This is a genomic window from Luteimonas panaciterrae (assembly GCF_020511115.1).
Taxonomy (GTDB): Bacteria; Pseudomonadota; Gammaproteobacteria; order Xanthomonadales; family Xanthomonadaceae; genus Luteimonas; species Luteimonas panaciterrae.
The window spans coordinates 175,717-197,695 of sequence record NZ_JAJAVH010000001.1 but is presented as its reverse complement, the minus strand read 5'-3'; the positions used below and the strand labels follow the sequence as shown (position 1 = coordinate 197,695).

Sequence of the window (21,979 nt, the reverse complement as noted above, 5' to 3'; positions counted from 1 at the left end):
CGCATGGCGGGGCGTTCGGGCAAGGCTTGCCTGCGGTAAGGGAATTGCGGCGGTCCGCGCAGCATCTCGCGTCGCGATCGGTTGCACGTACTCACGAAACCAATCCGGGAGGAATCATGATTCGTCATCTACGCCGTCAAACGATCCACGGGGCCAGACTTTTCGCCTCCATCTTGATGTTGTCCGTTTTGGCTCTGCCGGCCGCCGCCGCGCCTCCGGTTCCACAGTTCCATGCCGCGGACACATATCTGATACCCGGCGTCGGCGAAGGATTCCATGAATCGGGAACCGCCAGTGCAGATTTCAACAACGATGGTTATCCCGATATCGCCGTCGTGAACTGGTTCCAGATCGTGGGCCGCGTCTTCGTGCTGCTCAACAGGGGCGATGGCACGTTTGGCGGGAATCCGGTCGAAACGCTTTGGAATTACAGAAGCTCCGATCTCATCGGCGTCGGCCCGCTTCCGGGCACCGTGCTGACCGCCGACCTCAATCATGACGGCAACGCGGATCTGGTGACGGCCTCGCATTTCCTGGTCACCGTGTTCCTGGGCAAGGGCGATGGTTCGTTCACGAAGTCGGACCAGTTCTTCCAGATCCTGCATGCGGGACAACTCGACGGTTCGCTGGCCGATGTCAACCGCGACGGCAAGATCGATTTGCTGGTGCAGGCCACGCTCGGCATCCAGACCTTCCTCGGCAACGGCGATGGCACGTTCAAGCGTAGCCTGTTCCCGATCTACACCTCGGTGTCCTACACCAATCCGCCGCTGCCGCCGATTCCGGTCTTCACCATGTCCGGTTTCGATCTGGTGAACCTCAACAACGACGGCATTCCCGACATGCTGGTCAGCGATGCCTTCATCAGCCGCAGCGTGTACAGCTTGCTCGGTAGAGGCGATGGCACGTTCCGGCAGATCGACAAGTTCCGCAGCGGATTCGCGCCTGGCGGCACGCTCGGCGGCGATTTCAACGAGGACGGCATTGACGATGCGGTCGTCATCAACGAGTTCAACATCCTGCCGGAGATTCAGGGGGAGTCGGGAGACTCGCGCCTGACCGACGGTACCGGCCATTTCGTCGGCAGCGGCGTGCGTTTCGATTGTGGCGGCATCCCGATCGCCTTCGCGCTGGCGGACATCAATCATGACGGGCATCTGGATGCGGTCTGCTCGGACGTCTTCAGCCTTCAGGATTTCAGCCTCGGTCAGATCGCCATTGGCTTGGGCGATGGGCAGGGCAACTTCTATCCCGGCGGCAAGCTGCCGATCTACTTCTTCCCGCAGACGCCGGTCGTGGCCGACTTCAACCGGGACGGCAAGCTGGATATCGCGGCGCCGGGCACGATAGGGGTTTCGACCGTCCACGTGGCATTGCAGAAGTAAAGTCGAGGGTCTCTTCGCGCGGGTCGCGTCACGATGATGCGACCCGCGCGTTCATGCGCGAACGCCGGGAATCACTTCGCAAACGATGCCGTGTTTCTCCAACGCGGAAGCAAAGCCGTCATCCGGCACGGTGCGGAACGCATCGCCGGGCTTGATGTAGACCACGCGCGATCCGGCGCCGGCATGGCGGATCAGCAATTCCGTTGTCGTATCGCGATCCGGCGCTGCCGCGAGCCGGCTGGCATCGCGACGCGCCAGCTCGACGACGGCGGGGCTGACATCGGGATCGAAAACCAGCACGTCGGCCTGGTTCATGACGCGCAATGCTCTTAGCGTCAGCGATCCGGGATCGCCATCGCCGGCGCCAATCAATGCAACGCTACCTGTGGCGTCGACATGCTGGTCGCTTTCCAGCGCATCCAGGAAGGCATGTTCAGCCGCCTCGTGCCGTCCATCGCGCAACAGGAGGGGCACGGAACCATCGATGACATGGTCGAACCAACGCCTGCGTTGCGGCAGCGCCGGAAATCTTCGGCGGATCGCCTCACGATGCCGCGCGAACAGCGCGGCGAAATCGCCGAGCGAATGATCCAGATCGGTCTCCAACCGCTCGCGCAAACGCCGGGCCAGCATCGGCGCCGCGCCGCCGGAGGAAATCGCCACCTGTAGCGGATCGCGATCGACGACGGCCGGGATCTGCACGCTGGAGAGTTCGGCGTCATCGACGATGTTGGCCCAGAGTCCGCGCCTGTTCGCCTCCTCGGCGAGACGCGCATTGAAAGCGTGATCGTCGGTGGCGGCCACCAGCAGCCAGGCGCCGTCCAGCCATTCGGGATCGAAATCGCCATCCAGCCGGGACAGCGTGCCTTCCGCGACCACGCCTTGCGCCAGCCAGTCCTTCAGGACTGCGTCGAGCGCCTTCGCGTGCACGCGCACCCGCGCGCCCGCGCGCAGCAGCGCCTCGATCTTGCGCACGGCCACCTCGCCGCCGCCCACGACCAGCACCTGACGGCCGCGAAGATTGGCGAACAGCGGAAAGAGCGGCATGCCAATTCCTGAAAGAGGGCTCGCAGCTGGAATTGCTGCATGGCAACATGGGGCCGACGACGAGTCAACAACTCCCAACTGAGTGCTGCGACCGGTATGCCACGCATCCTGCTGGTCAACGATACCGAAAAGCCGATCGGCGAGCTGCGCGGCGCGCTGCTGGCCGCCGGCCATGAAGTGCTGGAGGAAGTCGTCGCGGTCGGCGCTCTGCTCAAGGCGGTGGAGTCGCAGCAGCCGGACGTGGTCATCGTCGATGTCGATTCCCCTTCGCGTGACACGCTGGAGCAGCTCGCGTTGTTGCACCACCACGCGCCGCGCCCGGTCGTGGTGTTCTCGGGCGATGGCGACGAGCAATTGATCCGTGCCGCCGTTGGCGCGGGTGTCACCGCTTACGTTGTCGACGGACTGGCACCGACGCGTCTTGCGCCGATCATCCAGGTGGCGCTGGCGCGCTTCGAGCAGCAATCGCACATGCGCAAGCGGCTGGACGAAGTGCAGCAGCAGCTGCACGACCGCAAGCTGATCGATCGCGCGAAAGGATTGCTGATGGAAAAACGCGGGATGAGTGAAGCCGAAGCCTATGCCGCCTTGCGCCAGCAGGCGATGAAGCACGGCTCGAAGCTGGCGGATGTCGCGCGCCAGATCATCGCGATGGCCGACCTGCTGGGATGAGGACCGGATGGATGAAAACCGGATGGATAAGAGCCGCATGACGACCACTCGCACTCTTCGCACTTACCGGCATCTGCGCCTGGGCTACATGCCTTTGATCGATTGCGCGCCCTTGGTGGCGGCGGTGCGTCTCGGACTGGATCGCAAGCATGGCCTGCGTCTGCATCTGCATCGCCAGGCCTCGTGGGCGGCGGTGCGCGACAAACTGCTCTCGGGCGAACTCGATGCCGCGCATGCCCTGGCCGGCCTGGTGTACGGCGTGGAAACCGGCATCGGTGGTTTGCAGGCCGATCTGGCGATTCTGCTCACGCTCAACCAGAACGGCCAGGCGATCACGCTGTCGACGGCGTTGGCGCTCGCGCTCGAACAGGGCCAGTCATTGCACGATGTCCTCGCGTCGCTGGGCCGGCCGCCCGTATTCGCGCAGACCTTCCCCACGGGCACGCATGCGATGTGGCTGTACTACTGGCTGGCGGCGCAGGGCATCGATCCGATGCGCGAGATCAGCGTCGTGGCGTTGTCGCCGACGCAGATGCCCGACGCGCTCGCCAGTGGGGAACTCGATGGTTTCTGCGCGGGCGAGCCTTGGTCGGCGCGTGCCGAAGTTCGGGGCGCGGGCCGCCGCGTGATCCGCAGCGGCCAGATCTGGCCTGGTCATCCGGAAAAGGTACTGGCGTGCCGCCGCGAATTCGCCGCCTTGCAGCCGGAAGTGGCCGCCGCGCTGACCACGACCGTGCTGGAAGCCTGTCGCTGGCTCGATGCCGAGGCGGAGCATCGACGCGAAGCGGCGCAGTGGCTGGCGGAGACCGATGTGATCGGCCTGCCCGTGCAGGACATCGAATCCTGTTTGCTGCTTGCAGCCGCAAGCGGTGACGACGACACGCGACTACGCTTCCATGCCGACGGACAGGCGAATTTCCCCTGGTTGTCGGATGGGCACTGGTTCCTCGGCCAGTTCCGTCGCTGGGGATGGCTGCCGCCGGCAACGGACGATGCCGATGCGACGCTGATCGGCAACGTGCATCGCATCGACACTTATCGCGAGGCGGCGCAACGGCTCGGCGTGGCGGTTCCGCACAGCGATACCCGCGCCAATCTGCTGTTCGATCATTCGCCCTGAGAGCGTCCAACCACATGCGCGTCATCCCGGCTTTCGTCGGGATGAGGAACAAAACGCGCATGGTGCGATGCACCACAATGGAGCGAGACCGCTCTCGCTTGGTGCAATCCACGAATTCTCGGCGAAGCGTCTTGGTCGCCAATCCATCCGCGCCGCGTATAACGTCATGAATTTGTGAAGGAATCCATTCGCGCGACACCGGCAAGTCCATTTGGCACGATGATTGCTTGAACACTTGACGGGTGCATCCACGCATCCGCGATGAGCGACTCCGACGAACGGGCCAACGGCGGTCCGGTTCGCCAAGACAACGGCGTCTTTTCCGGTGCGAACAGGACCGGAGGGCGCCGTTTTTCGTTTCCTCCTCCCTTCCGCCACGTTTGCCGACACATGGCATCGCGCGGTGGTCCCCTCGGAGATCGCGCCGTGAACACCGCTCTTGGAAGCCCCGCTGCAAGCAAATCCTTCTGGCAGGCCGGACACACGCCTACGTTGTTGGCGGCTTTCCTGTACTTCGATCTGAGTTTCGCGGTGTGGTATCTGCTCGGCCCTCTGCAGGTGCAGATCGCCGAAGCATTGCATCTGGACACGCAGCAACGCGCGCTGATGGTGGCCGTGCCGATCCTGTGCGGCGCGGTGCTGCGCTTGTTCCTGGGCATGCTGGCCGATCGCATCGGCGCCAAGCGCGCCGGGTTGCTCGCGCAAGGCGTGGTCATCCTCGCCTTGCTGACGGCGTGGTGGGCCGGTGTGCATTCCTTCGCGCAGGTGTTGCTGCTCGGTTTGCTGCTGGGCGTGGCGGGCGCTTCGTTCTCGGTGGCGTTGCCGCTGGCTTCGCGCTGGTATCCGCCCGAGCATCAAGGCACCGCGCTCGGCATTGCCGGCGCCGGCAACTCCGGCACCGTGCTGGCCGCGTTGTTCGCGCCGGCATTGGCAGCGGCGTTCGGTTACGAAGCCGTGTTCGGCTTGGCTTGCCTCCCGCTGTTGCTGGTACTGATCGTGTTCTCCGTCTGCGCGAAGGACGCGCCGGCGCCGGTCGCGCGCAAACGCCTGAGCGATTACGGCCGGGTATTGGTGGGCAATCGCGATTCGTGGTGGTTCATGTTTTTCTACGCGATCACCTTCGGCGGCTTTTCCGGTTTCGCCAGCGCGTTGCCGGGTTATTTCCATGATCAGTTCGGCTTCGGGCCGAAGGCCGCGGGCTGGGCCACGGCCGCCTGCGTGCTGGCCGGCTCGGCGATGCGGCCGCTGGGCGGCGTGATCGCGGATCGCATCGGCGGTACTCGCACCTTGCTCGCGGTGTATCTGTCGGTCGCCGCGCTGGTCGCCGCCGCCGGCTTCGGCGTGGGTGGCGCCGTGATGACGGTGGCGCTGTTCGTCGTCACGTTGTTGTGTCTGGGCGCGGGCAATGGCGCGGTGTTCCAACTGGTGCCGCAGCGCTTCGGTCCCGAGATCGGTTTGATGACGGGACTGATCGGCATGGCCGGCGGCATCGGCGGATTTCTGCTCGCCGCCGGACTCGGCGTGCTCAAGCAGCACACCGGCAGTTATGCGATCGGCTTGTGGGCGTTCGCCGGTTGCGCGCTGCTTGCATGGGGACTGCTGTCGGGCGTGAGCCAGCAATGGCGCAACCAATGGGCGGCGCTCAGCGCCGCGCGCGTTTGAGTTCGAGAGAGGCGCACCGATGAAGAAGCCAAGACTCGTGGTGATCGGCAACGGCATGGCGGGCATGCGCACGCTGGAAGAGCTGCTGAAGCTGGTGCCGGACATGTACGACATCACCGTGTTCGGCGCGGAGCCGTATCCGAACTACAACCGCATCCTGCTGTCGCCGGTGCTGGCGGGCGAGCAGAACTTCGACGACATCGTGCTCAATCCGACGGCCTGGTACGCGGAGAACGGCATCGAACTGCATCTGGGCAAGGAAGTGGAGCGGATCGATCGCGTGCGCCGGCGCGTCATCGCCGCCGACGGCACCGAGGCCGAATACGACCGCCTGTTGCTGGCGACCGGCTCGCTGCCGATCGTGTTGCCGATCCCAGGCAAGGAACTGCAAGGCGTCATCAGCTACCGCAACATCCACGACACCCGCGCCATGATCGACGCGGCCAAGGTGAAGAAACACGCTGTGGTGATCGGCGGCGGTTTGCTTGGACTGGAAGCGGCCAACGGCTTGAAGCAGCGCGGCATGGACGTGACCGTCGTGCATCTGGCCGGCTGGCTGCTGGAGCGCCAGCTCGATCCCGCCGCTGGCCAGCTGCTGGAAAAATCGCTGTCCGAGCGCGGCCTGAAATTCCGCCTCAATACCTCGACGACCGAACTGCTCGGTAACGAGAACGGCGAAGTGCGCGCGGTGAAATTCTCCGACGGCAGCGAGGCGCCGGCCGATCTGGTCGTGATGGCGATCGGCATCCGTCCCAACGCGCAGCTGGCGCAGGCATCGGGCATTCATTGCAACCGCGGCATCGTGGTCAACGATTCGCTGCAGACCTATGACCCACGCGTGTACGCCGTCGGCGAATGCGCCACCCATCGCGGCGTCACCTATGGCCTGGTCGCGCCGTTGTTCGAGCAGGCCAAGGTCTGCGCGAATCACCTCGCGCATTACGGCATCGGCATCTATGGCGGTTCGGTGTCCTCCACCAAGCTCAAGGTGACCGGGATCGATCTATTCTCCGCCGGCGATTTCATGGGCGGCGACGGCAGCGAGGAGATCGTGCTGTCCGATCCGGCCGGCGGTGTCTACAAGAAACTGGTGATCAAGGAGGACAAGCTCGTTGGCGCCTGCCTCTACGGTGATACCGGTGACGGCGGCTGGTACTTCAAGCTGCTGAAGGATGGTGGCCGCATCGAAGGCCTGCGCGACCGGTTGATGTTCGGCGAAAAGGCGATCGGCGATGCCGGCACTGCCGGTCAGAACCGCGCCGCGTCGATGGCCGATGCCGACGAGGTATGCGGTTGCAACGGTGTATGCAAGGGCGTGATCGTCAAGGCGATCAACGAACAAGGCCTGTTCACCATCGACGAGGTGAAGAAGCAGACCAAGGCCTCGAGCTCCTGCGGCTCATGCACCGGGCTGGTGGAACAGATCCTGATGAACTGTCTCGGCTCGAATTTCCAGGAGACGCCCAAGACCAAGGCCGTGTGCGGATGCACCTCGCACACGCACGCGGACCTGCGCAAGGCGATCCGCGAGCACCATCTCGTCTCGCACCGGCAGGTCTACGACTTCATGGAGTGGCGCACGCCCAACGGCTGCGCGACCTGCCGCCCCGCGATCAACTACTACCTGATCTCGACCTGGCCGCGCGAGGCGGTGGACGACCCGCAGTCGCGCTTCATCAACGAACGCGCCCACGCCAACATCCAGAAGGACGGCACCTTCTCGGTGGTGCCACAGATCAAGGGCGGCGTGACCAATTCCGGCGAACTGCGCCGCATCGCCGACGTCGCCGACAAGTACGCGGTGCCGATGGTGAAGATCACCGGCGGTCAGCGCATCGATCTGCTGGGTGTGAAGAAGGAGGATCTGGTCGACGTCTGGCGCGATCTCGGCATGAAATCCGGACACGCCTACGGCAAGTCGATCCGCACGGTGAAGACCTGTGTCGGCAGCGAGTTCTGCCGTTTCGGCACGCAGAACAGCACGCAGATGGGCATCGAGCTGGAAACCATGCTCGCCAACATGTGGAGTCCGCACAAGGTGAAGCTCGCCGTCTCCGGTTGTCCGCGCAACTGCGCCGAATCCGGCATCAAGGACGTCGGCATCATCGCCGTCGATTCCGGCTGGGAAATCCACATCGGCGGCAACGGCGGCATCAAGACCGAGGTCGCCAAGTTCCTGACGAAGGTGAAAACCGGCGAAGAGGTGCGCGAAACCACCGGCGCCTTCCTGCAGTTGTATCGCGAGGAGGCCTATTACCTGGATCGCACCGTGCATTACATCGATCGCGTCGGCATGGAGTACATCCGCCAGCGCGTCGTCGACGATGCGGCCAATCGCAAGGCGTTGTACGAGCGCTTGCTGTACGCGCTGGAAGGCCTGCCCGATCCATGGGAAGCGCGCGTGCGGCAGGAGCGTCGTCCGCGCGAGTACGAGCCGCTGCGCATTCCGGCGCAGCTGGCCGAAGCGGAGAGCTGAGGCATGGCTGCCGTCATGGAACGCCCCATCACCTGGTTGCGTGTCTGCGGACTCGACGATGTTCCGGTGCTTGGCGCGCGCGTGCTCAAGCGCGAGGGCGCCGACGACATCGCGCTGTTCCGCACCACCGACGATCGCGTGTTCGCGCTGCGCGACCGCTGTCCGCACAAGGGTGGGCCGCTGTCGCAAGGCATCGTCGCGGGCGACACGGTGACTTGCCCGCTGCACGGCTGGAACATTGCGCTCGCCAGCGGCGAAGCCTGCGCGCCGGACGTGGGCTGCGCGCACCGCTTCGACGTGCGCGTGGAGAACGGTGAGGTCTGGATCGCGCTGGAGGGTGACGGCTGATGGACGGCTCCGTGTCGCCGACGCGCCGCACACGTACCCGCTCCACTTGCTGCTACTGCGGCGTGGGTTGCGGCGTGCTGATCGATGTCGAGCACGTCGATGCCGAGCGCGTCGGTTCCGAGCACGTCGGTTCCGAGCATGCTACGGCCGGCAGCCGCATCGTCGGTGTCGAGGGCGATCCGGAGCATCCTGCCAATCACGGCCGCCTATGCACGAAAGGCCGCATGCTGGCGGAAACCGCGCGAAGCATGCAGGGGCGCGTGCTGGCGCCGGAGTTGCGCGCGCTGCGTCATGAGCCGCGCCGCCGTGTCGATTGGGCGGTGGCGCTGGACACGGTCGCGGATCGTCTGGTCGACATCGTTCATCAGCACGGCCCGGACGCGGTGGCGTTCTATCTCTCCGGACAATTGCTCACCGAGGACTACTACGTCTTCAACAAGCTCGCCAAGGGGCTGCTCGGCACCAACAACGTCGACACCAATTCGCGCCTGTGCATGTCGAGCGCGGTGGCCGGCTACAAACTCGCGCTCGGCGCGGATGGCCCGCCGACTTGCTACGAGGATCTCGAACTGGCGAAGACCGTGCTGTTCGCCGGCAGCAACATGGCCTACGCGCACCCGGTGCTGCTACGCCGGCTCGAGGATGCGCGCAGGCAGGATTCGAATATCCGCTGGATCGTGGTCGATCCGCGCCGCACCGACACGGCGGCGATGGCCGATCTGCATCTGGCGATCCAGCCCGGCACCGATGTGGCGCTGTTCAACGGCATGCTGCATCACCTGATCTGGGAAGACCTGATCGATCGCGACTTCGTCACGCGCCACACCTCGGGGTTCGACGAACTCAAATCGCTGCTGCGCGACTACACGCCGCGCATGGCAGCGGAACTGTGCGGCATCGACGTCGCCGACCTGATCCAGGCCGCGGAATGGTTCGGCCGCAGCCCGGCGACGCTGTCGCTGTATTGCATGGGCTTGAATCAATCCGCACACGGCACCGACAAGAACCTCGCCTTGATCCATCTGCATCTGGCGACCGGACAGATCGGCAAGCCCGGCGCGGGGCCGTTCTCGCTGACCGGACAACCCAACGCGATGGGCGGACGCGAGGTGGGCGGCATGGCGACGATGCTCGCCGCGCATCGCGAGATCGAATCCGCGGAAGATCGTGCGGACGTGGAGCGTCTGTGGGGACTGCCCGCGCACACCCTGTCGCCGAAACCCGGCCTGCCGGCAGTCGCCTTGTTCGAGGCCTTGCGCAGCGGCAAGGTCAAGGCCGTCTGGATCGCCTGTACCAATCCCGTGCATTCGCTGCCCGACATCGGGCATGTGCGCGAAGCCTTGCAGCGCGCCGAACTGGTGATCGTGCAGGAAGCATTCCACAACACCGACACGGTGCCGTATGCGGACGTGTTGCTGCCCGCGACCACCTGGGGTGAGAAGGAAGGCACCGTCACCAATTCCGAGCGGCGCATCTCGCGCGTGCGCGCGGCCGTGTCCGCGCCGGGGCAGGCGAAACCCGATTGGTGGATCGGCAACGAAGTCGCGCGCCGTCTGGAAGCGCGTCTGGGGCCGTCGGGTGTCGCGCCGTTGTTCGCTTTCGACGCGCCGGCTGCGATCTTCGACGAACATCGACGCCTCACCGTCGGCCGTGATCTGGACATCGGGGGTCTCGATTACGCGCGATTGGATGCGGATGGACCGCAGCAATGGCCGTTTCCGGCAAACGCCGATCACGGACAAGCGCGACGCTACACGGACGGGATCTTCGCGACGGCCGATGGTCGCGCCCGCTTCCATGCAACGCCCTACCGGCCCGTCGCGGAAGCCACTTCGGCGCATTACCCGTTGCGCCTTCTCACCGGCCGCTTGCGCGATCAGTGGCACGGCATGTCGCGCACCGGCCGCGTGCCGGGTCTGTTCGCGCACAGCGCGCGGCCGGAGTTGCGCATGCATCCGCAAGATGCTGCGCGGCGCGGACTGGTCAATGGCGAACTGGTTCGCGTGATCGGAAGGCGCGGTCAGGTGGTGCTCCCGCTGCAACTTTCCGACGAGGCCGGTTCTGGCACGGTGTTTGCCGCCATGCACTGGAGCGGACAGTTCCTGTCCAGCGGCGGCATCAACGAACTCACCCAGTCGGCGGTGGACGCGCGCTCGCAGCAGCCGGAGCTGAAGCATGCCGCCGTTCGCGTGGAGAAAGCCGAATTCGGCTGGCATCTGCTGGCGGCGCGGCGCGGTGACGTGCTGGCGTTGCAGGCGGCGGTGCAACCGTTGTTGAAGGCGCGCGGTTTCGCCGAGATCAGTTTCGCGACGGAGCCCGGTGCCGCGAACGATGTCGCCTGGCTGACGTTGCGCGCGGCCTGCACGGAAGCCCCGCCGTCCGATTGGCTGGATGCATTGACGCAGGCAATGACGCTGCTGTCCGGCGCCGACGCCGTCGAATATCGCGATGCGCAGCGTGGCCTGCTCAAGCGCGTGATCTGGCGCGGTGGCGCGGGCGAGAGCCATCTCGACGGCCTGCTGTTGACCGACACGCAACCACTCAATGGCGAGGTGTTGCTGGAACGCGCGCTCTCCGGGCGTCCATGGCACGGCTCGCGGCTGGCCGTGTTCGCGCAGTCGGGCGAAGGCACTCCACGCGATGCCCTGGTGTGCAACTGCATGCAGATCGGTGAATCGGCGATCCGTGCGCAAGTCGCGCAGGGCGCTGGTGTGCAGGAGCTTCAACGACGTCTGGGCTGCGGCACCGTCTGCGGCTCCTGTCTGCCGCAGCTGGCGCAGCTGTGCCGGCAACCGCAGCGAGCGTGAGGTGATCGATGACAACCGACGAAGAGGTTTCCATGCACAACGCTCGTTCTTCTTCCCGTGCGAAAAGCTCGGTCGTCCTCCTGTCGGCAGGTCCGGGCGATCCGGAACTGCTGACCCTCAAGGCCGCCAAAGCCCTGGCGGCGGCCGAGGTACTGCTGCTGGACGATCTGGTGCATCCCGGCATCGTGGAACTGGCGCCACAAGCACGCATCATCCGTGTCGGCAAGCGTGGCGGCTGTCGTTCGACGCCACAGGCCTTTATCTGTCGCCTGATGCGGCGCTATGCGTCGCAAGGCGTTCGCGTGGTGCGGGTGAAGGGCGGTGACGCGTTGCTGTTCGGCCGCGCCGGCGAAGAGATCCACTTCCTGCGGCAGGCCGGCATCGAGGTGGAGATCATCAACGGCGTCAGCGCCGGGTTCGCTGCGGCGGCGAGCCTCGGGATGTCGCTGACGCATCGCGATCATTGCCACGGCGTCACCTTCGTGACGGCGCACACGCAGGATCACGGCGAACCGGATTGGGCCGCGTTGTCGGCCACCGGCACCACGCTGGTGATCTACATGGGCATGACGCGATTGCAGTCGCTGACGACATCGCTGTTGCGCCACCTGCCGGCGCATACGCCGGCCGCGATCGTGCAATCGGCCAGCCTGTCGAATGAAGACCGGTTGCTGACGACGCTGGGACAGTTGCTCGACAAGGCAAGCGAATCGCGTCTGGGCAGCCCCGGTGTGATCCTGATCGGCGCCGCGCTGGCCGAGGCATGCATTCCATCCGCGCTTCCCTCGCTTCCGGTGGAGCAGGAATTCGCGACCGCTTCGCTATCGCATTCTTGAACCGGATGCGTGCTCGATCTGGATGACGGCGACGTATCGGATCAGCGCGACCGCCAGCACCGCTTCAAGCAGGATGAAGGCGTGGATGCGAGGCGAGAAACCATCGATGATGCGCGTGTTGATCCACGGCGGCTCCGGATACTCGTGGAAGAACATCACGTTGTCGCCGTAGTGCAGGATGCTCGCCATCACGTTGGCGACGAGCAGCCAGAACAGGCGACGGCGATCCGGCAGAGCGCTCTCGTCAGGCAGCGCGTGCATCAGGTCGCAGGAACCAGGCCAGCGTTTCGTCCCAGAGCGATTGCGCCTGCGGACGGAAATAGCCGAAATGACCAATCGTGCCCAGGCCGTCGCGCGGATCGAGATCGACCGTTTCCACCGGCGCACTGCGATAGCCCTGCATGAAGGCATCGCGCGAGCGTGGTGGCGCCCATGCATCGTCGAGCGCGTTGGCGGCGACGATGGGCGTATGCACGCGAGGAAACTGGTACGTCAGTTCGGCAGCATCCGGATCGTCGAAGAAGTAGTGCGGGAACTCGCACCAGCGCCGCCACTGCCGGTACACGCCCATCGGCAGGTTCTCGCCCATGCCCAGCAGCTGCGATGGCATGTAGCCTTTCCATCGCGTCAGCAGCGGCAGGAGGATCTTCCACGCGAATCGCACACGCAGCCCTTCGAGCGTGGGCATCCAGCCATGCCATCCCGCGCCGACGCCGTACACGTAGAACCGTTCCACGCGTGCGTGATTGGGCAACAAGCCGAATGCGTGTCCTCCGAAAGAGTGGCCCACCATGTACAACAGCGTGTTGCCATCGCTCATCGCATCAACAGCGGCGGCCAGATCGAGCCGTCCCCAATCGGTGTAGGACGCCTGGAATCCTTTGAGCGTCTTGGGTTTGGACAGGCCGATACCGCGGTAATCGAACGTGAGCACGGTGAAGCCCTGTGCGGCGGCATATTCGGCGAAGCGGCGATAAAATTTCTGTGGCGTCCCGGTGGCGCCAGCGACGATCAAGTGCCCGCGCGAAGCGTGTGGCGGGTCGTACCGAAGTGCCGCGAGCCGATAACCGTCGGCCGAGGTCAGCGTCATCGGTTCGGCGGTTTGTGGGGAGTTCATGTGGAACCTTCCTTCGAGGCGAGTTCCGAGCGCACCAGTGCGAGCAGCATGGCGGTGGTGTCGCGCATCGGCGTCGCGTTGCCGGACACGCGCGCCTGAATGAGCGCGCCTTCGTAGGCGGAGACGATCAGTGCCGACAGTTGCTGCGCGCGCGGCGCGGCGACGCCGGCATCCATCAGCAGCGCCGCGAGCTGGCCACGGATTTCGCCGAACGCCGAAGTCAGCGCTTCGCGGAGCACCAGATCCTCGGATGTCGATTCCAGGGACACCGTGGCCAGCGGGCATCCTCGTTCGAAGCCGCTTTGTTCCAATTGCTTTTGCGCGGCGCTGAACCAGGTTTCGAGGATTTCGACGAGTCCTGTCCGCGTTTCGGTCAGGCGCGCCAATCCTGTCTGCATCCTGGTGACGGCGCTCCCGATGGCCGCAACCGCCAGTTCCGTCTTGCCGCCCGGAAAGTGGTGGTACAGCACGCCCTTGGGCGCCTGGGCCTCGGTGAGGATGTCGTTCACCCCCACGCCGTGGAAGCCCCGCCGTTGCAGGGCGTCGGCCATGGCGGAGATGAGGCGGTCGCGGGTATTGGTGAGATTGTCGTCGCGCACGCGACCACTCTATAGACCGGTCGGTCTATTGGCAAGGCATGCGAGTCGCGAAGGACTGTGCCCTGGTCGCGGGAAGCGAATGGTCAGCGATTCCGACAAAAAAGAACGCCCCTGCGAGAGGGGCGTTCTGATGGGGGATGGAACAGGAAACCCGGGCTCAGGTGCCGGTGCGCAGCGTCAGGTTGTAGGCATTGAGGATCGGATTGATCGGCTGGAAATAGCTGTTGCCGCCGCCGTCCTTGCCTGCCCGACCCTTGCAGTTGCCGCTGCCGCCGGACAGCACGCCCTGGGCCTGACCGGTCGAAGTGGTGATGAAGGAACCGCCCGAGTCGCCACCTTCCGAGCAAGCGGTGGTCCGCGTCAGGTTTTGAATGGTTTCACCGCTCACGTAAGTCACGGTCACGTTCTTGGCCGCGATCGCGCCGCAGTGCCAGCCGGAGGTGCGACCCGAGCGGCAGAGCGCGGCGCCGACCGCCGCTTCGGTGCTGCCCTTCACCGTGACATCGCCATTGCCATAGCCATAAACGGTCGGCGACAGCGTGTGCGTGTTGTCCACCTTGACCCAGGCGTAGTCGGGGCCCGATCCACCGGGCGCCGGGAAGCTGGCGGCGGCGAACGAGCCGATCTTCACGCCCAGTACCCACTGCGAAGCCTCGTTGTAGACGATCTCGCCCGCGGTGCCGCAATGGCCGGCGGTGGCGAAGCCCAAGGTGCTGCCCTGGGTGACGGGGAAGCCGACGGAGCAGGCATAGAGATAGCCATCGCCGGGATCACGCAGGTAACCCCTGCCGCCCTGCACCGCGAGCCGCAGTTCCGGCGCTTCTTGCATGGTCTCGAAACGCACGGCGTTGGCATCGGCGCCACTGCGGGCGACATAGTCGATACCGGCCTGCTCGGCACCCACGCCCACGCTCACCACCACGGTGTTGCTGGGAACATCGACGTACCACGCATAAACACCCTTGGGCACCTTGGCGCCACGGGCGAGCTGATCGTCCAGCTGCGCCTTCGATGCCTTCAGCGACGCGAAGCTGTGCTTGGCCTGGCGGATTTCGACACCGGCCGCTGCTTTCTGCTTACCGACCGACGTGGTGCCGACCACCAGCTGGAAGCTGCCGTCGGCCTTGCGTTCGATCCAGCTGCCGGCGAAGTTCCGGCCCTGCTGCTTCTCGAGCGCCTTCTGCTGCTGATCGGCGAGGCGTTCGACTTTCAGATACTGCGAAACCTGACTTGCCGTCAGGCCGAGATCACGCTGCAGCGCCTGCCGCAGCGCCGGGTCGACCGTATCGCTTGCGGCGAGCGCCTGGAATGCGGTGCCGGCCATCACCACCGCCGTGGCGAGCGGAGCAAGGATCATGCGTCGCGGGGAGTGGCCGTACTTGGACAGAGAACTCTGCATCTCACTAGCCTCCTCAAGGGGTTATGTCTTTTTGTCGGTGGGGCAAGGATCCGGCGGTCGAGCCGCGAATCGTCCTTGCGCCAAACCTTCAAACGTCATCTCGACAGTTCCCCCCTACCCTGAAACTGAGAGGTCCGTCATCCCGCTCGAAACGGCTGGAGCATTGAGCATCTAGAACATGAATCGTTAAGGCGCCTTATTCGGAGATGCTCGGAATCGGATCGGGGAAGCCCGAGCACACCGCATCCAGATCCCGCCAATCCGGATTCATTTGATCGATCAGCCGTCGCTGCCAGGGATGCGGCCATGCGCGAATCTCGTCGGCCCTCGCGCGGGCCGACGCTTCGCTATCGCATTCCTCGTACCAGACCAGGATCGCGGCTTCACGAATGGCCTGCCGTGCCAGCGTGCGCTGATGGATGATCTCTCTGGATCTCAAATGCGCGGCACCGATGCTGGTCGTCACATCGATGTAGAACGGCTCGCGGCGGGCGTGCGCCAGCATGTAGACGAGCGTCATGGGGCGGCTTTCGCTCATGGCTATGCCGACATCTTCGGTCCGGACTTGGAAGGATCGTCCTGGTTTCGCGTCAATTCCTGTCGCTGCGCAAGTTCCCGCTCCTGGGAGAGGACTTGATTGGCGGCCAGCAGCTTCGCGTCCGACTGTTCGACCGGCGTGCGGACTGCCTCCTCGGCGGAGACGAAGGCGCGCTTATGGGATTCGCTTTCCGGCTGTCCCTCGACCGCGAAGACGTTGCCGTTCTTGCCCATGATCACGTGATCGACGCGATTCAAGGCGTAGCTCGACAGCGATTTGTCGGCAGCATCGGGATACGCCTCCCGATTGTCCTTGCAAGCCGCGAGCAGGCTGCGGCTGACACGCTCGCTCATCTCGTCGTAGGGCTTGCCGAGGCCTTCATCGATCTTGCGCACGCCGGTGCGGATCTGTCCCAGCATCGTGTGATCAGGATGATCGGGATCGGCGGGGCTGCGCGGTTGCGCGGCCGGCGTATCAGGCCGGACGTCCACCGAAGCATGCGCCGGATTGAGCGTTTTCTGCTGCTGACGATACGTCGCATCCAGTTCCTGCTTGATCGCGCCCTCGGCCTTGCTGTCCCAGATCATTCCGCGACTTATCCATTGCCCATCGGCGCCGCGCTCGTAGGCGTCGCCGTCCGAGGCGACCAAACGGCCGGGATGGCGGATCGCATCCGTCACCGCTTCGGGTACCTTGCCGTGGCGCGACCAGCCGTATTGATCGTAGGCGGTTTGATAATGCGTCGCGATCGCCGCCGGGGTCTGGGCTGCGTTCTTGGCCGTGATCGCTTGCGATTGGCGTTCGAATTCGGCCGCTTGCGCGGGCGTGGCCTGTTCGCGCTCCATCTTGGGAATGAGCTGGAATTCGCTCAGGGGCGCGGCATCGGTCAGCACGCGGCTCCACGTGCCGTTTTGGGCATCTCGTGTCCAGTTGCTTGCGTGCCAGCCCGGCTTGTCCTGTTCGCTCGGCAGCGTGTACGGATCGCGTGCCTTGGGCGGTGCCGACAACGCCAGTTCGGTGGCGCGATTGGAGGCTTTGTAATTGAGTTCGTCGGCCACTGCCGGATCCGCATGCAGCGCTTGCGGTTTGTAGACCGGCACCCCTTGGCTGTAGCGCATGGCGTCCAGATCGAGTTCCCGCCGCGTCCAGCCTTGATCCGGATGCTTGGGATCGAAGGTCCAGGTGTTGCCCTGCTTGTCGGACTGGTTGTTGATGCGGTGCTGATCGATCCACTGTGCGAATTTGTCGCCACCGATCGCACCGGCGATACCACCAATCGCACCACCGATGATCGCGCCCGGCCCGGTTTCGGACGTGACCGCCGCGCCGGCGGCGGTACCCAGCGCCATGCCGCCGAAAACACCGACATTGCGGGAAACCGTGCCGACGATTTTCGACTCCGCGCCGAAGGAGTTGCCTTGTCCGTACAGGCGCGAAGCATCGCGGTAGGTGGTCGTGACGTCGTAAGTGACGCCAGCGGCGGCGACGACCACGCCCGCGCCCTTGGCGACCGTGCCTGGGCGCAGACCGCGGCCTGCTTCGGCGGCCAGCGTCGATTCGCCGGTCGCAACGGCACCGGTGCCTTTGGGCGCAACGAGTCCGGAGGCACCAGGCAGCACTTTCGCTGCTGTCCGTGCGGCGACGGCGGCTTCATCCCGCGCGACTTGAGCCGCCATACCGATATCGGCGCGTACCACGGTGCCGGATGCCGACAGGTTGGAAGCGGGAGTGAACTTGCTGGCGTCGACGCCCATCGCGCCGGCGAATTCCTTGGAGAGCGTGACGGGAGCTTCCTTGTTGGAGAGCATGCCCGGCGCTTTGTAGATGCCTCGCGGAGCGGCCTCGACGAATTGCGACTGGACTGGATTCAGCAGCGACTGCACGCCGTCCTTTGCTGCGATGTCGCGCAGATGGGCGACGGGTTGCCCTCCCAATGTTTTGACATCGGGGTTATTGAGGATGGTCGGCAGTTCAACCTTGCCGAATACGCGGTCCATGTTGGCGGCGGTGGCGACGACCTTGATGTCGCCGCGCATGGAGGCTGCGAATTCACGGGAAGCGTCGCCCCAGAGGCAGCCGTCCAATGATGTAAGAGAGTTTACCGCGGCTTTGGGATCACCATACTGAAAGCTGGCGGCCAGTTTTTCCGCTGCTTCCGCTGTGTGTCCTTGCGTTTGGAATATTTTCTCCGCGGAATCTGTTATTGCCAGGCGAACATTGCCGTCTGATAGGAATTCCGCGCGCGGCGTCTTGTTGATGATCGGAAGCCCAGTTTTCTCTGCGAGTTCAAGCGCAATCCTCTCGGAGCTCACGTTTCCGACGGGGCGGCTGTAGAGAACGCCACCCTCACCAGTCGCCTTGGCCGAGAATTGCCGCGCGATCTCGCGAATTTCCTCCAGGGATTTCGCCTGCCGGATCTGATCGATTTGGGAGGAGTAGTCAGTCATTGCACTGCTCCGGCGCTATCCGACCTGACGAGTATCCATCCGTCTTGGAAAATGATCTTCCCCATAAAATGAGAAGTTTCCGTCTGGTTCAACCGGGAGGGTGGGCGATCGAATTTGAGGCCGGCCTGGATGAGTTGGACCACCAGGGTTCGTGCAGTAGCCTCTTCCTCGGGCGTGAAAACCTCACGAGCCTCTGCTTCTGGCATGCCGACTTCGATCTCCCAAACGTAACCGAAGGCATCGATCACGATGTTGTAGTCGTTGTGGTTATCCAGATACGACCGCTTAATCTCACCGAAGTATTCGTTTCCTCGCAATTCCAAGGCGAATGTCTCATGCCCTAGTTCGTCCCACCCACGAACGCCGCCTGCAAATCTTGCCCGCCCTTCCGGAAACTGAATCCAATCGAATGTCTGACTCACTTGTAATTCTCCAATTTGGACAACGCGTTACCTCGACATGACTGCGGAATGGTCAATGTCGTGGGTCGTGCAGAAATCTGGGTCGAATAATCGGCCATTGCGCTGGTGTCGATGTGATCCGACCAGACAAGCATCCACCCTTCCTGAAACGTTATCTTTCCCATGAAACGGGAGGTGTCCGTCTGATCCAGGACAATGGGTGGGTCTTCGAATTCGAGTCCGGCTTGAACGAGTTGGAGCACCAGGGTCCGGGCAATGGCCTCTTCCTCGGGCGTGAAAATCCCACGGACCCCAACTCCTAGCACGTCGGCGTCTCCAACGCCTGGCATACCGACGTCTTCACCACGCCCGTAGCCGAAAGCGCGAATCACAAGGTTGTAGTCGTTATGGTTATCCAGAAACGCGTTATCGATCTCGCCGAAGTATTGGTTCCCGCGCAGTTCTAAAGCGAACGTATCGCGACCTTCCTCGTCCCAGCAGCGGTAACCGCCTGCGAATCGCGCGCGTCCCTCGGAAAACTGAATCCAATCGAATGTTTGGCTCACTTCCTATTCCCTAATTCGAACATCTGTCTTTCGCGATTCGATCGCAGTCTTCAGTGCGGCACTGGGGTTGTCGCAATTGTCGGACGCGCCGGCAAACAACAGCACGCCGCGAGGCGCGATTGCCTTGAAAGAAGGTGGGGTCTTGAGGGCTCATCAGCTGTCCTTGCCAGAGTCGGCTTCATCCTAACCCATACGACGATGAAGAGGCCGCCAGGGAAGCCGCGAACGCAATCGATCCGCCTGCCCAACCATCCGTTGGCCACCGCCTCTATTTGCGTTTCGTCGCGGCCGCGCTGGCGGGCGCGCTGTACATGAGCGCGTGGGAAATTTCGTCCGCGGCGGCGCGCACGGCATGCAGTGCATTCTCCGCGCTGACTTGTTCAGGGCGGCGCTCGATGTAAGGTACGGTCAGAGTGTAAGTGGCGTGCCGGTGCTGCATGATCGGCGCGGTCAGATCGACGACGCCGACCACCGCCTCGCTCGGCTGCATCGCGTAACCCTGTTCGCGCGCCTTGCGCGCCGCTTCGAGGAAGGCGGCGCGATCGTAGGGAACATCGCTCGCGTCGATCATCTTCAGCCAGCGCTCGCGCACGTCCTCCAGCTGAAAGGCGAACAGCACCAGGCCGGAGGTGGAATGGGTGAGCGGTCGCCGGTGGCCGGGCCGCACCACCAGGCCGAGGTCGCTGGGGACGTCGATCTGGGCGATGACGACGATCTGATCCTCCGACGGCGCGACCAGATGACAGGGCTGGCGGATCTCGTCGGCCAGGCGCCGCATCACCGGCAGGGCCACCTCGGTGACGTTCTGCACCTGCGGCTGCTGCATGCCGAGCATGAACAGGCGATTGGTCAGCACGTAGCCGTCGCCTGACTTGGCCAGGTAGCCGCGTTCCTCCAGGACCTGCAGCATGCGGAAAATCTCGCTGCGGGAGCGGCCGATGCCCTCGGAAATCTCCCCCATCGATCGGGGGCTGGCATCCCGGGCCAGCAGTTCCAGGATGTCCAGGCCCTTGTCCAGGGCGGGGGCGCGGTACTTGGAGGGGGGCTTGGTCATGGGATCGGCGTTGTTTGCATTAAGGGTACAGGCATCGACCGTGTCGGAAGCGCCTCCAGGCGCCCGCCAGCCGAGCTTATATTCATATTTGAATATATTTTTTATATTTGCATTGATCCGGCGCGCGCCTTAAGCTCGACGACGCCATTTGATGAGAGTCGCAGCGCGTATGCCTTGGGAGGGGCAGAGGCATGCACGACAGCAGCGAAACAAGTCGAGCCGCTCCCGGTTCGCTGGCGCGGACAGTCTGGGTCCCGCTGGCCCTGATCGTCAGCCTCTTTTTCCTCTGGGGCATGGCGAACAATTTGAACGACATCTTGATCAAGCAGTTCAAGAAGGCGTTCGAGTTGTCGGATTTCCAGGCCGGGCTGGTGCAGAGCGCGTTCTATCTCGGCTATTTCCTGTTCGCGATTCCCGCCGGCATGTTCATGCGCCGCTACAGCTACAAGGCGGCGGTGTTGTTGGGACTATTGTTGTACGCAGTGGGCGCGTATCTGTTCTATCCGGCGGCGGCGGTGCATACCTATGGGTTCTTCCTGCTCGCGTTGTTCGTCATCGCCAGTGGTCTGGCTTTCCTGGAGACAGCAGCCAATCCGCTGGTGACGGTGTTGGGGCCGGCGGAAGGCGCGGCGCGACGCTTGAACCTCGCGCAGGCCTTCAATCCGCTCGGTTCGATCACCGGTGTGCTGGTGGGACAGCATTTCATCTTCTCGGGCATCGAACACAGCGCCGGCGAGATCGCCGCGATGACGCCGCAGGCGCGCGAGGCCTTCTACGCCGCCGAATCGGCCGCGGTGCAGACGCCCTATCTCGTCATCGGCACGATCGTGCTGCTGTGGGCGCTGTTGATCGCGTTGACGCGCTTTCCCGCCGCGGCCCTGCGTGGCACTGCCGATGCGGGAAGCGGGTCGGCGCATTTTCGGCAACTGCTGACCAGGCCGCGTTTCGTGCTGGCGGTGGTGGCGCAGTTCTTCTATGTCGGCGCGCAGGTGGGCATCTGGAGCTATCTGATCCGCTACGTGCAGGACGGTGTTCCGGGCACGACGGAAAAGGCCGCCGCCGGCTATCTCACGATGTCGCTGGTGCTGTTCATGGTCGGGCGATTTCTTGGTGCATTCCTGCTGCGGTATTTCGCACCGGCGCGATTGCTCGCCACGTTCGCGATCATCAATCTGTTGCTGTGCGTGTTGTCCATCGCCGCGCCGGGCGCGATCGGACTGTATGCCCTGGTCGCCAGCAGCCTGTTCATGTCGGTGATGTTTCCGACCATCTTCGCGCTGGGCCTGGATGGCTTGAACGACGACGAGCGCAAGCTGGGCTCGTCGCTGATCGTGATGGCGATCATCGGTGGCGCGATCCTCACCGCGCTGATGGGCGCCGTATCGGACCGCATGGGCATCCATTGGGCATTCTCGGTGCCGGCGCTGTGTTTCGCCGTCATCCTCCTCTTCGCGATCCGCGCCGGCGCGAGCGTCGCGGCACGGACATCCCCTTCCCGGAGTTAG

At 64.1% G+C, this 21,979-nt stretch carries 19 protein-coding genes; 9 read left to right on the top strand and 10 right to left on the bottom strand.

All coding sequences use genetic code 11. The features are described from left to right. The first annotated feature begins 176 nt into the window (after nt 1-176). Nucleotides 177-1,385, top strand: a complete 1,209-nt coding sequence (locus LG367_RS00885) for an FG-GAP repeat domain-containing protein (protein ID WP_226467330.1) — start codon at nt 177-179, stop codon at nt 1,383-1,385. Nucleotides 1,386-1,436: 51 nt separating this feature from the next. Here the strand turns inward: LG367_RS00885 and LG367_RS00880 are convergent, their stop codons facing one another. Next, nucleotides 1,437-2,432: an NAD(P)-dependent oxidoreductase gene (locus LG367_RS00880; RefSeq protein WP_226467329.1), complete on the bottom strand. Its 996-nt coding sequence runs from the start codon at nt 2,430-2,432 to the stop codon at nt 1,437-1,439. A gap of 96 nt (nt 2,433-2,528) precedes the next feature. Between LG367_RS00880 and LG367_RS00875 the strand changes: the two genes are divergently transcribed. The 7 genes from LG367_RS00875 to cobA all read left to right on the top strand — a co-directional run bounded on the left by LG367_RS00875 (nt 2,529) and on the right by cobA (nt 12,353). After that, a complete protein-coding gene (locus tag LG367_RS00875) occupies nt 2,529-3,104 on the top strand; it encodes an ANTAR domain-containing response regulator (RefSeq protein ID WP_226467328.1) in 576 nt (191 codons plus the stop codon). Nucleotides 3,105-3,141: 37 nt separating this feature from the next. Beyond that, nucleotides 3,142-4,224: a CmpA/NrtA family ABC transporter substrate-binding protein gene (locus tag LG367_RS00870; RefSeq protein ID WP_226467327.1), complete on the top strand. Its 1,083-nt coding sequence runs from the start codon at nt 3,142-3,144 to the stop codon at nt 4,222-4,224. 492 nt (nt 4,225-4,716) lie between these two features. Then, nucleotides 4,717-5,886: an MFS transporter gene (locus tag LG367_RS00865; RefSeq protein ID WP_226467945.1), complete on the top strand. Its 1,170-nt coding sequence runs from the start codon at nt 4,717-4,719 to the stop codon at nt 5,884-5,886. Nucleotides 5,887-5,905: 19 nt separating this feature from the next. Then, nucleotides 5,906-8,362 (top strand): nitrite reductase large subunit NirB, encoded by a 2,457-nt coding sequence (gene nirB / locus LG367_RS00860; RefSeq protein ID WP_226467326.1) that lies wholly within the window; start codon nt 5,906-5,908, stop codon nt 8,360-8,362. A gap of 3 nt (nt 8,363-8,365) precedes the next feature. Then, nucleotides 8,366-8,710 carry a nitrite reductase small subunit NirD gene (gene nirD, locus LG367_RS00855; protein WP_226467325.1) on the top strand — a complete coding sequence of 115 codons (345 nt, stop codon included), beginning with the start codon at nt 8,366-8,368 and terminating at the stop codon, nt 8,708-8,710. Then, on the top strand, nt 8,710-11,517 hold the full coding sequence (locus LG367_RS00850; RefSeq protein ID WP_226467324.1) for a nitrate reductase: 2,808 nt from the start codon (nt 8,710-8,712) through the stop codon (nt 11,515-11,517). Before nirD ends, LG367_RS00850 begins: the two co-directional genes overlap by 1 nt. A 32-nt stretch (nt 11,518-11,549) precedes the next feature. Next, on the top strand, nt 11,550-12,353 hold the full coding sequence (gene cobA, locus LG367_RS00845; RefSeq protein ID WP_226467323.1) for a uroporphyrinogen-III C-methyltransferase: 804 nt from the start codon (nt 11,550-11,552) through the stop codon (nt 12,351-12,353). Here cobA and LG367_RS00840 read toward each other — a convergent pair. The 9 genes from LG367_RS00840 to LG367_RS00800 all read right to left on the bottom strand — a co-directional run bounded on the left by LG367_RS00840 (nt 12,339) and on the right by LG367_RS00800 (nt 20,474). Further along, nucleotides 12,339-12,614 (bottom strand): hypothetical protein, encoded by a 276-nt coding sequence (locus LG367_RS00840; RefSeq protein WP_226467322.1) that lies wholly within the window; start codon nt 12,612-12,614, stop codon nt 12,339-12,341. The two genes, cobA and LG367_RS00840, sit on opposite strands and share 15 nt — an antisense overlap. Beyond that, on the bottom strand, nt 12,598-13,470 hold the full coding sequence (locus tag LG367_RS00835; RefSeq protein WP_226467321.1) for an alpha/beta hydrolase family protein: 873 nt from the start codon (nt 13,468-13,470) through the stop codon (nt 12,598-12,600). The genes LG367_RS00840 and LG367_RS00835 overlap by 17 nt, the downstream gene beginning before the upstream one ends. Next, nucleotides 13,467-14,069 carry a TetR/AcrR family transcriptional regulator gene (locus tag LG367_RS00830; protein ID WP_226467320.1) on the bottom strand — a complete coding sequence of 201 codons (603 nt, stop codon included), beginning with the start codon at nt 14,067-14,069 and terminating at the stop codon, nt 13,467-13,469. The genes LG367_RS00835 and LG367_RS00830 overlap by 4 nt, the downstream gene beginning before the upstream one ends. A 157-nt stretch (nt 14,070-14,226) precedes the next feature. Beyond that, nucleotides 14,227-15,468: a S1 family peptidase gene (locus tag LG367_RS00825; protein ID WP_226467319.1), complete on the bottom strand. Its 1,242-nt coding sequence runs from the start codon at nt 15,466-15,468 to the stop codon at nt 14,227-14,229. 196 nt (nt 15,469-15,664) lie between these two features. Continuing rightward, nucleotides 15,665-16,006 carry a GIY-YIG nuclease family protein gene (locus tag LG367_RS00820; RefSeq protein WP_226467318.1) on the bottom strand — a complete coding sequence of 114 codons (342 nt, stop codon included), beginning with the start codon at nt 16,004-16,006 and terminating at the stop codon, nt 15,665-15,667. A gap of 2 nt (nt 16,007-16,008) precedes the next feature. Next, nucleotides 16,009-18,042 (bottom strand): XVIPCD domain-containing protein, encoded by a 2,034-nt coding sequence (locus tag LG367_RS00815; protein WP_226467317.1) that lies wholly within the window; start codon nt 18,040-18,042, stop codon nt 16,009-16,011. Between the two features lie 407 nt (nt 18,043-18,449). Further along, complete coding sequence (locus tag LG367_RS00810) at nt 18,450-18,875, bottom strand: hypothetical protein (protein WP_226467316.1); 426 nt, start codon at nt 18,873-18,875, stop codon at nt 18,450-18,452. Then, complete coding sequence (locus LG367_RS00805; protein WP_226467315.1) at nt 18,872-19,420, bottom strand: hypothetical protein; 549 nt, start codon at nt 19,418-19,420, stop codon at nt 18,872-18,874. The genes LG367_RS00810 and LG367_RS00805 overlap by 4 nt, the downstream gene beginning before the upstream one ends. A 268-nt stretch (nt 19,421-19,688) precedes the next feature. Further along, nucleotides 19,689-20,474, bottom strand: a complete 786-nt coding sequence (locus LG367_RS00800) for an IclR family transcriptional regulator (RefSeq protein ID WP_226467314.1) — start codon at nt 20,472-20,474, stop codon at nt 19,689-19,691. Between the two features lie 191 nt (nt 20,475-20,665). Between LG367_RS00800 and fucP the strand changes: the two genes are divergently transcribed. Beyond that, a complete protein-coding gene (gene fucP, locus LG367_RS00795; protein ID WP_226467313.1) occupies nt 20,666-21,979 on the top strand; it encodes an L-fucose:H+ symporter permease in 1,314 nt (437 codons plus the stop codon).

Excerpts from the sequence above, each read along its gene's own strand:
- LG367_RS00875 (WP_226467328.1), top strand. The coding sequence starts at position 2,529 with ATGCCACGCATCCTGCTGGTCAACGATACCGAAAAGCCGATCGGCGAG.
- LG367_RS00850 (WP_226467324.1), top strand. The coding sequence starts at position 8,710 with ATGGACGGCTCCGTGTCGCCGACGCGCCGCACACGTACCCGCTCCACT.
- fucP (WP_226467313.1), top strand. The coding sequence starts at position 20,666 with ATGCACGACAGCAGCGAAACAAGTCGAGCCGCTCCCGGTTCGCTGGCG.
- LG367_RS00820 (WP_226467318.1), bottom strand. The coding sequence starts at position 16,006 with ATGAGCGAAAGCCGCCCCATGACGCTCGTCTACATGCTGGCGCACGCC.
- LG367_RS00825 (WP_226467319.1), bottom strand. The coding sequence starts at position 15,468 with ATGCAGAGTTCTCTGTCCAAGTACGGCCACTCCCCGCGACGCATGATC.
- LG367_RS00815 (WP_226467317.1), bottom strand. The coding sequence starts at position 18,042 with ATGCGCGGCGACATCAAGGTCGTCGCCACCGCCGCCAACATGGACCGC.
- LG367_RS00870 (WP_226467327.1), top strand. The coding sequence starts at position 3,142 with ATGACGACCACTCGCACTCTTCGCACTTACCGGCATCTGCGCCTGGGC.
- LG367_RS00835 (WP_226467321.1), bottom strand. The coding sequence starts at position 13,470 with ATGAACTCCCCACAAACCGCCGAACCGATGACGCTGACCTCGGCCGAC.
- nirD (WP_226467325.1), top strand. The coding sequence starts at position 8,366 with ATGGCTGCCGTCATGGAACGCCCCATCACCTGGTTGCGTGTCTGCGGA.
- LG367_RS00800 (WP_226467314.1), bottom strand. The coding sequence starts at position 20,474 with ATGACCAAGCCCCCCTCCAAGTACCGCGCCCCCGCCCTGGACAAGGGC.
- LG367_RS00840 (WP_226467322.1), bottom strand. The coding sequence starts at position 12,614 with ATGCACGCGCTGCCTGACGAGAGCGCTCTGCCGGATCGCCGTCGCCTG.
- LG367_RS00885 (WP_226467330.1), top strand. The coding sequence starts at position 177 with ATGTTGTCCGTTTTGGCTCTGCCGGCCGCCGCCGCGCCTCCGGTTCCA.
- cobA (WP_226467323.1), top strand. The coding sequence starts at position 11,550 with ATGCACAACGCTCGTTCTTCTTCCCGTGCGAAAAGCTCGGTCGTCCTC.
- nirB (WP_226467326.1), top strand. The coding sequence starts at position 5,906 with ATGAAGAAGCCAAGACTCGTGGTGATCGGCAACGGCATGGCGGGCATG.
- LG367_RS00880 (WP_226467329.1), bottom strand. The coding sequence starts at position 2,432 with ATGCCGCTCTTTCCGCTGTTCGCCAATCTTCGCGGCCGTCAGGTGCTG.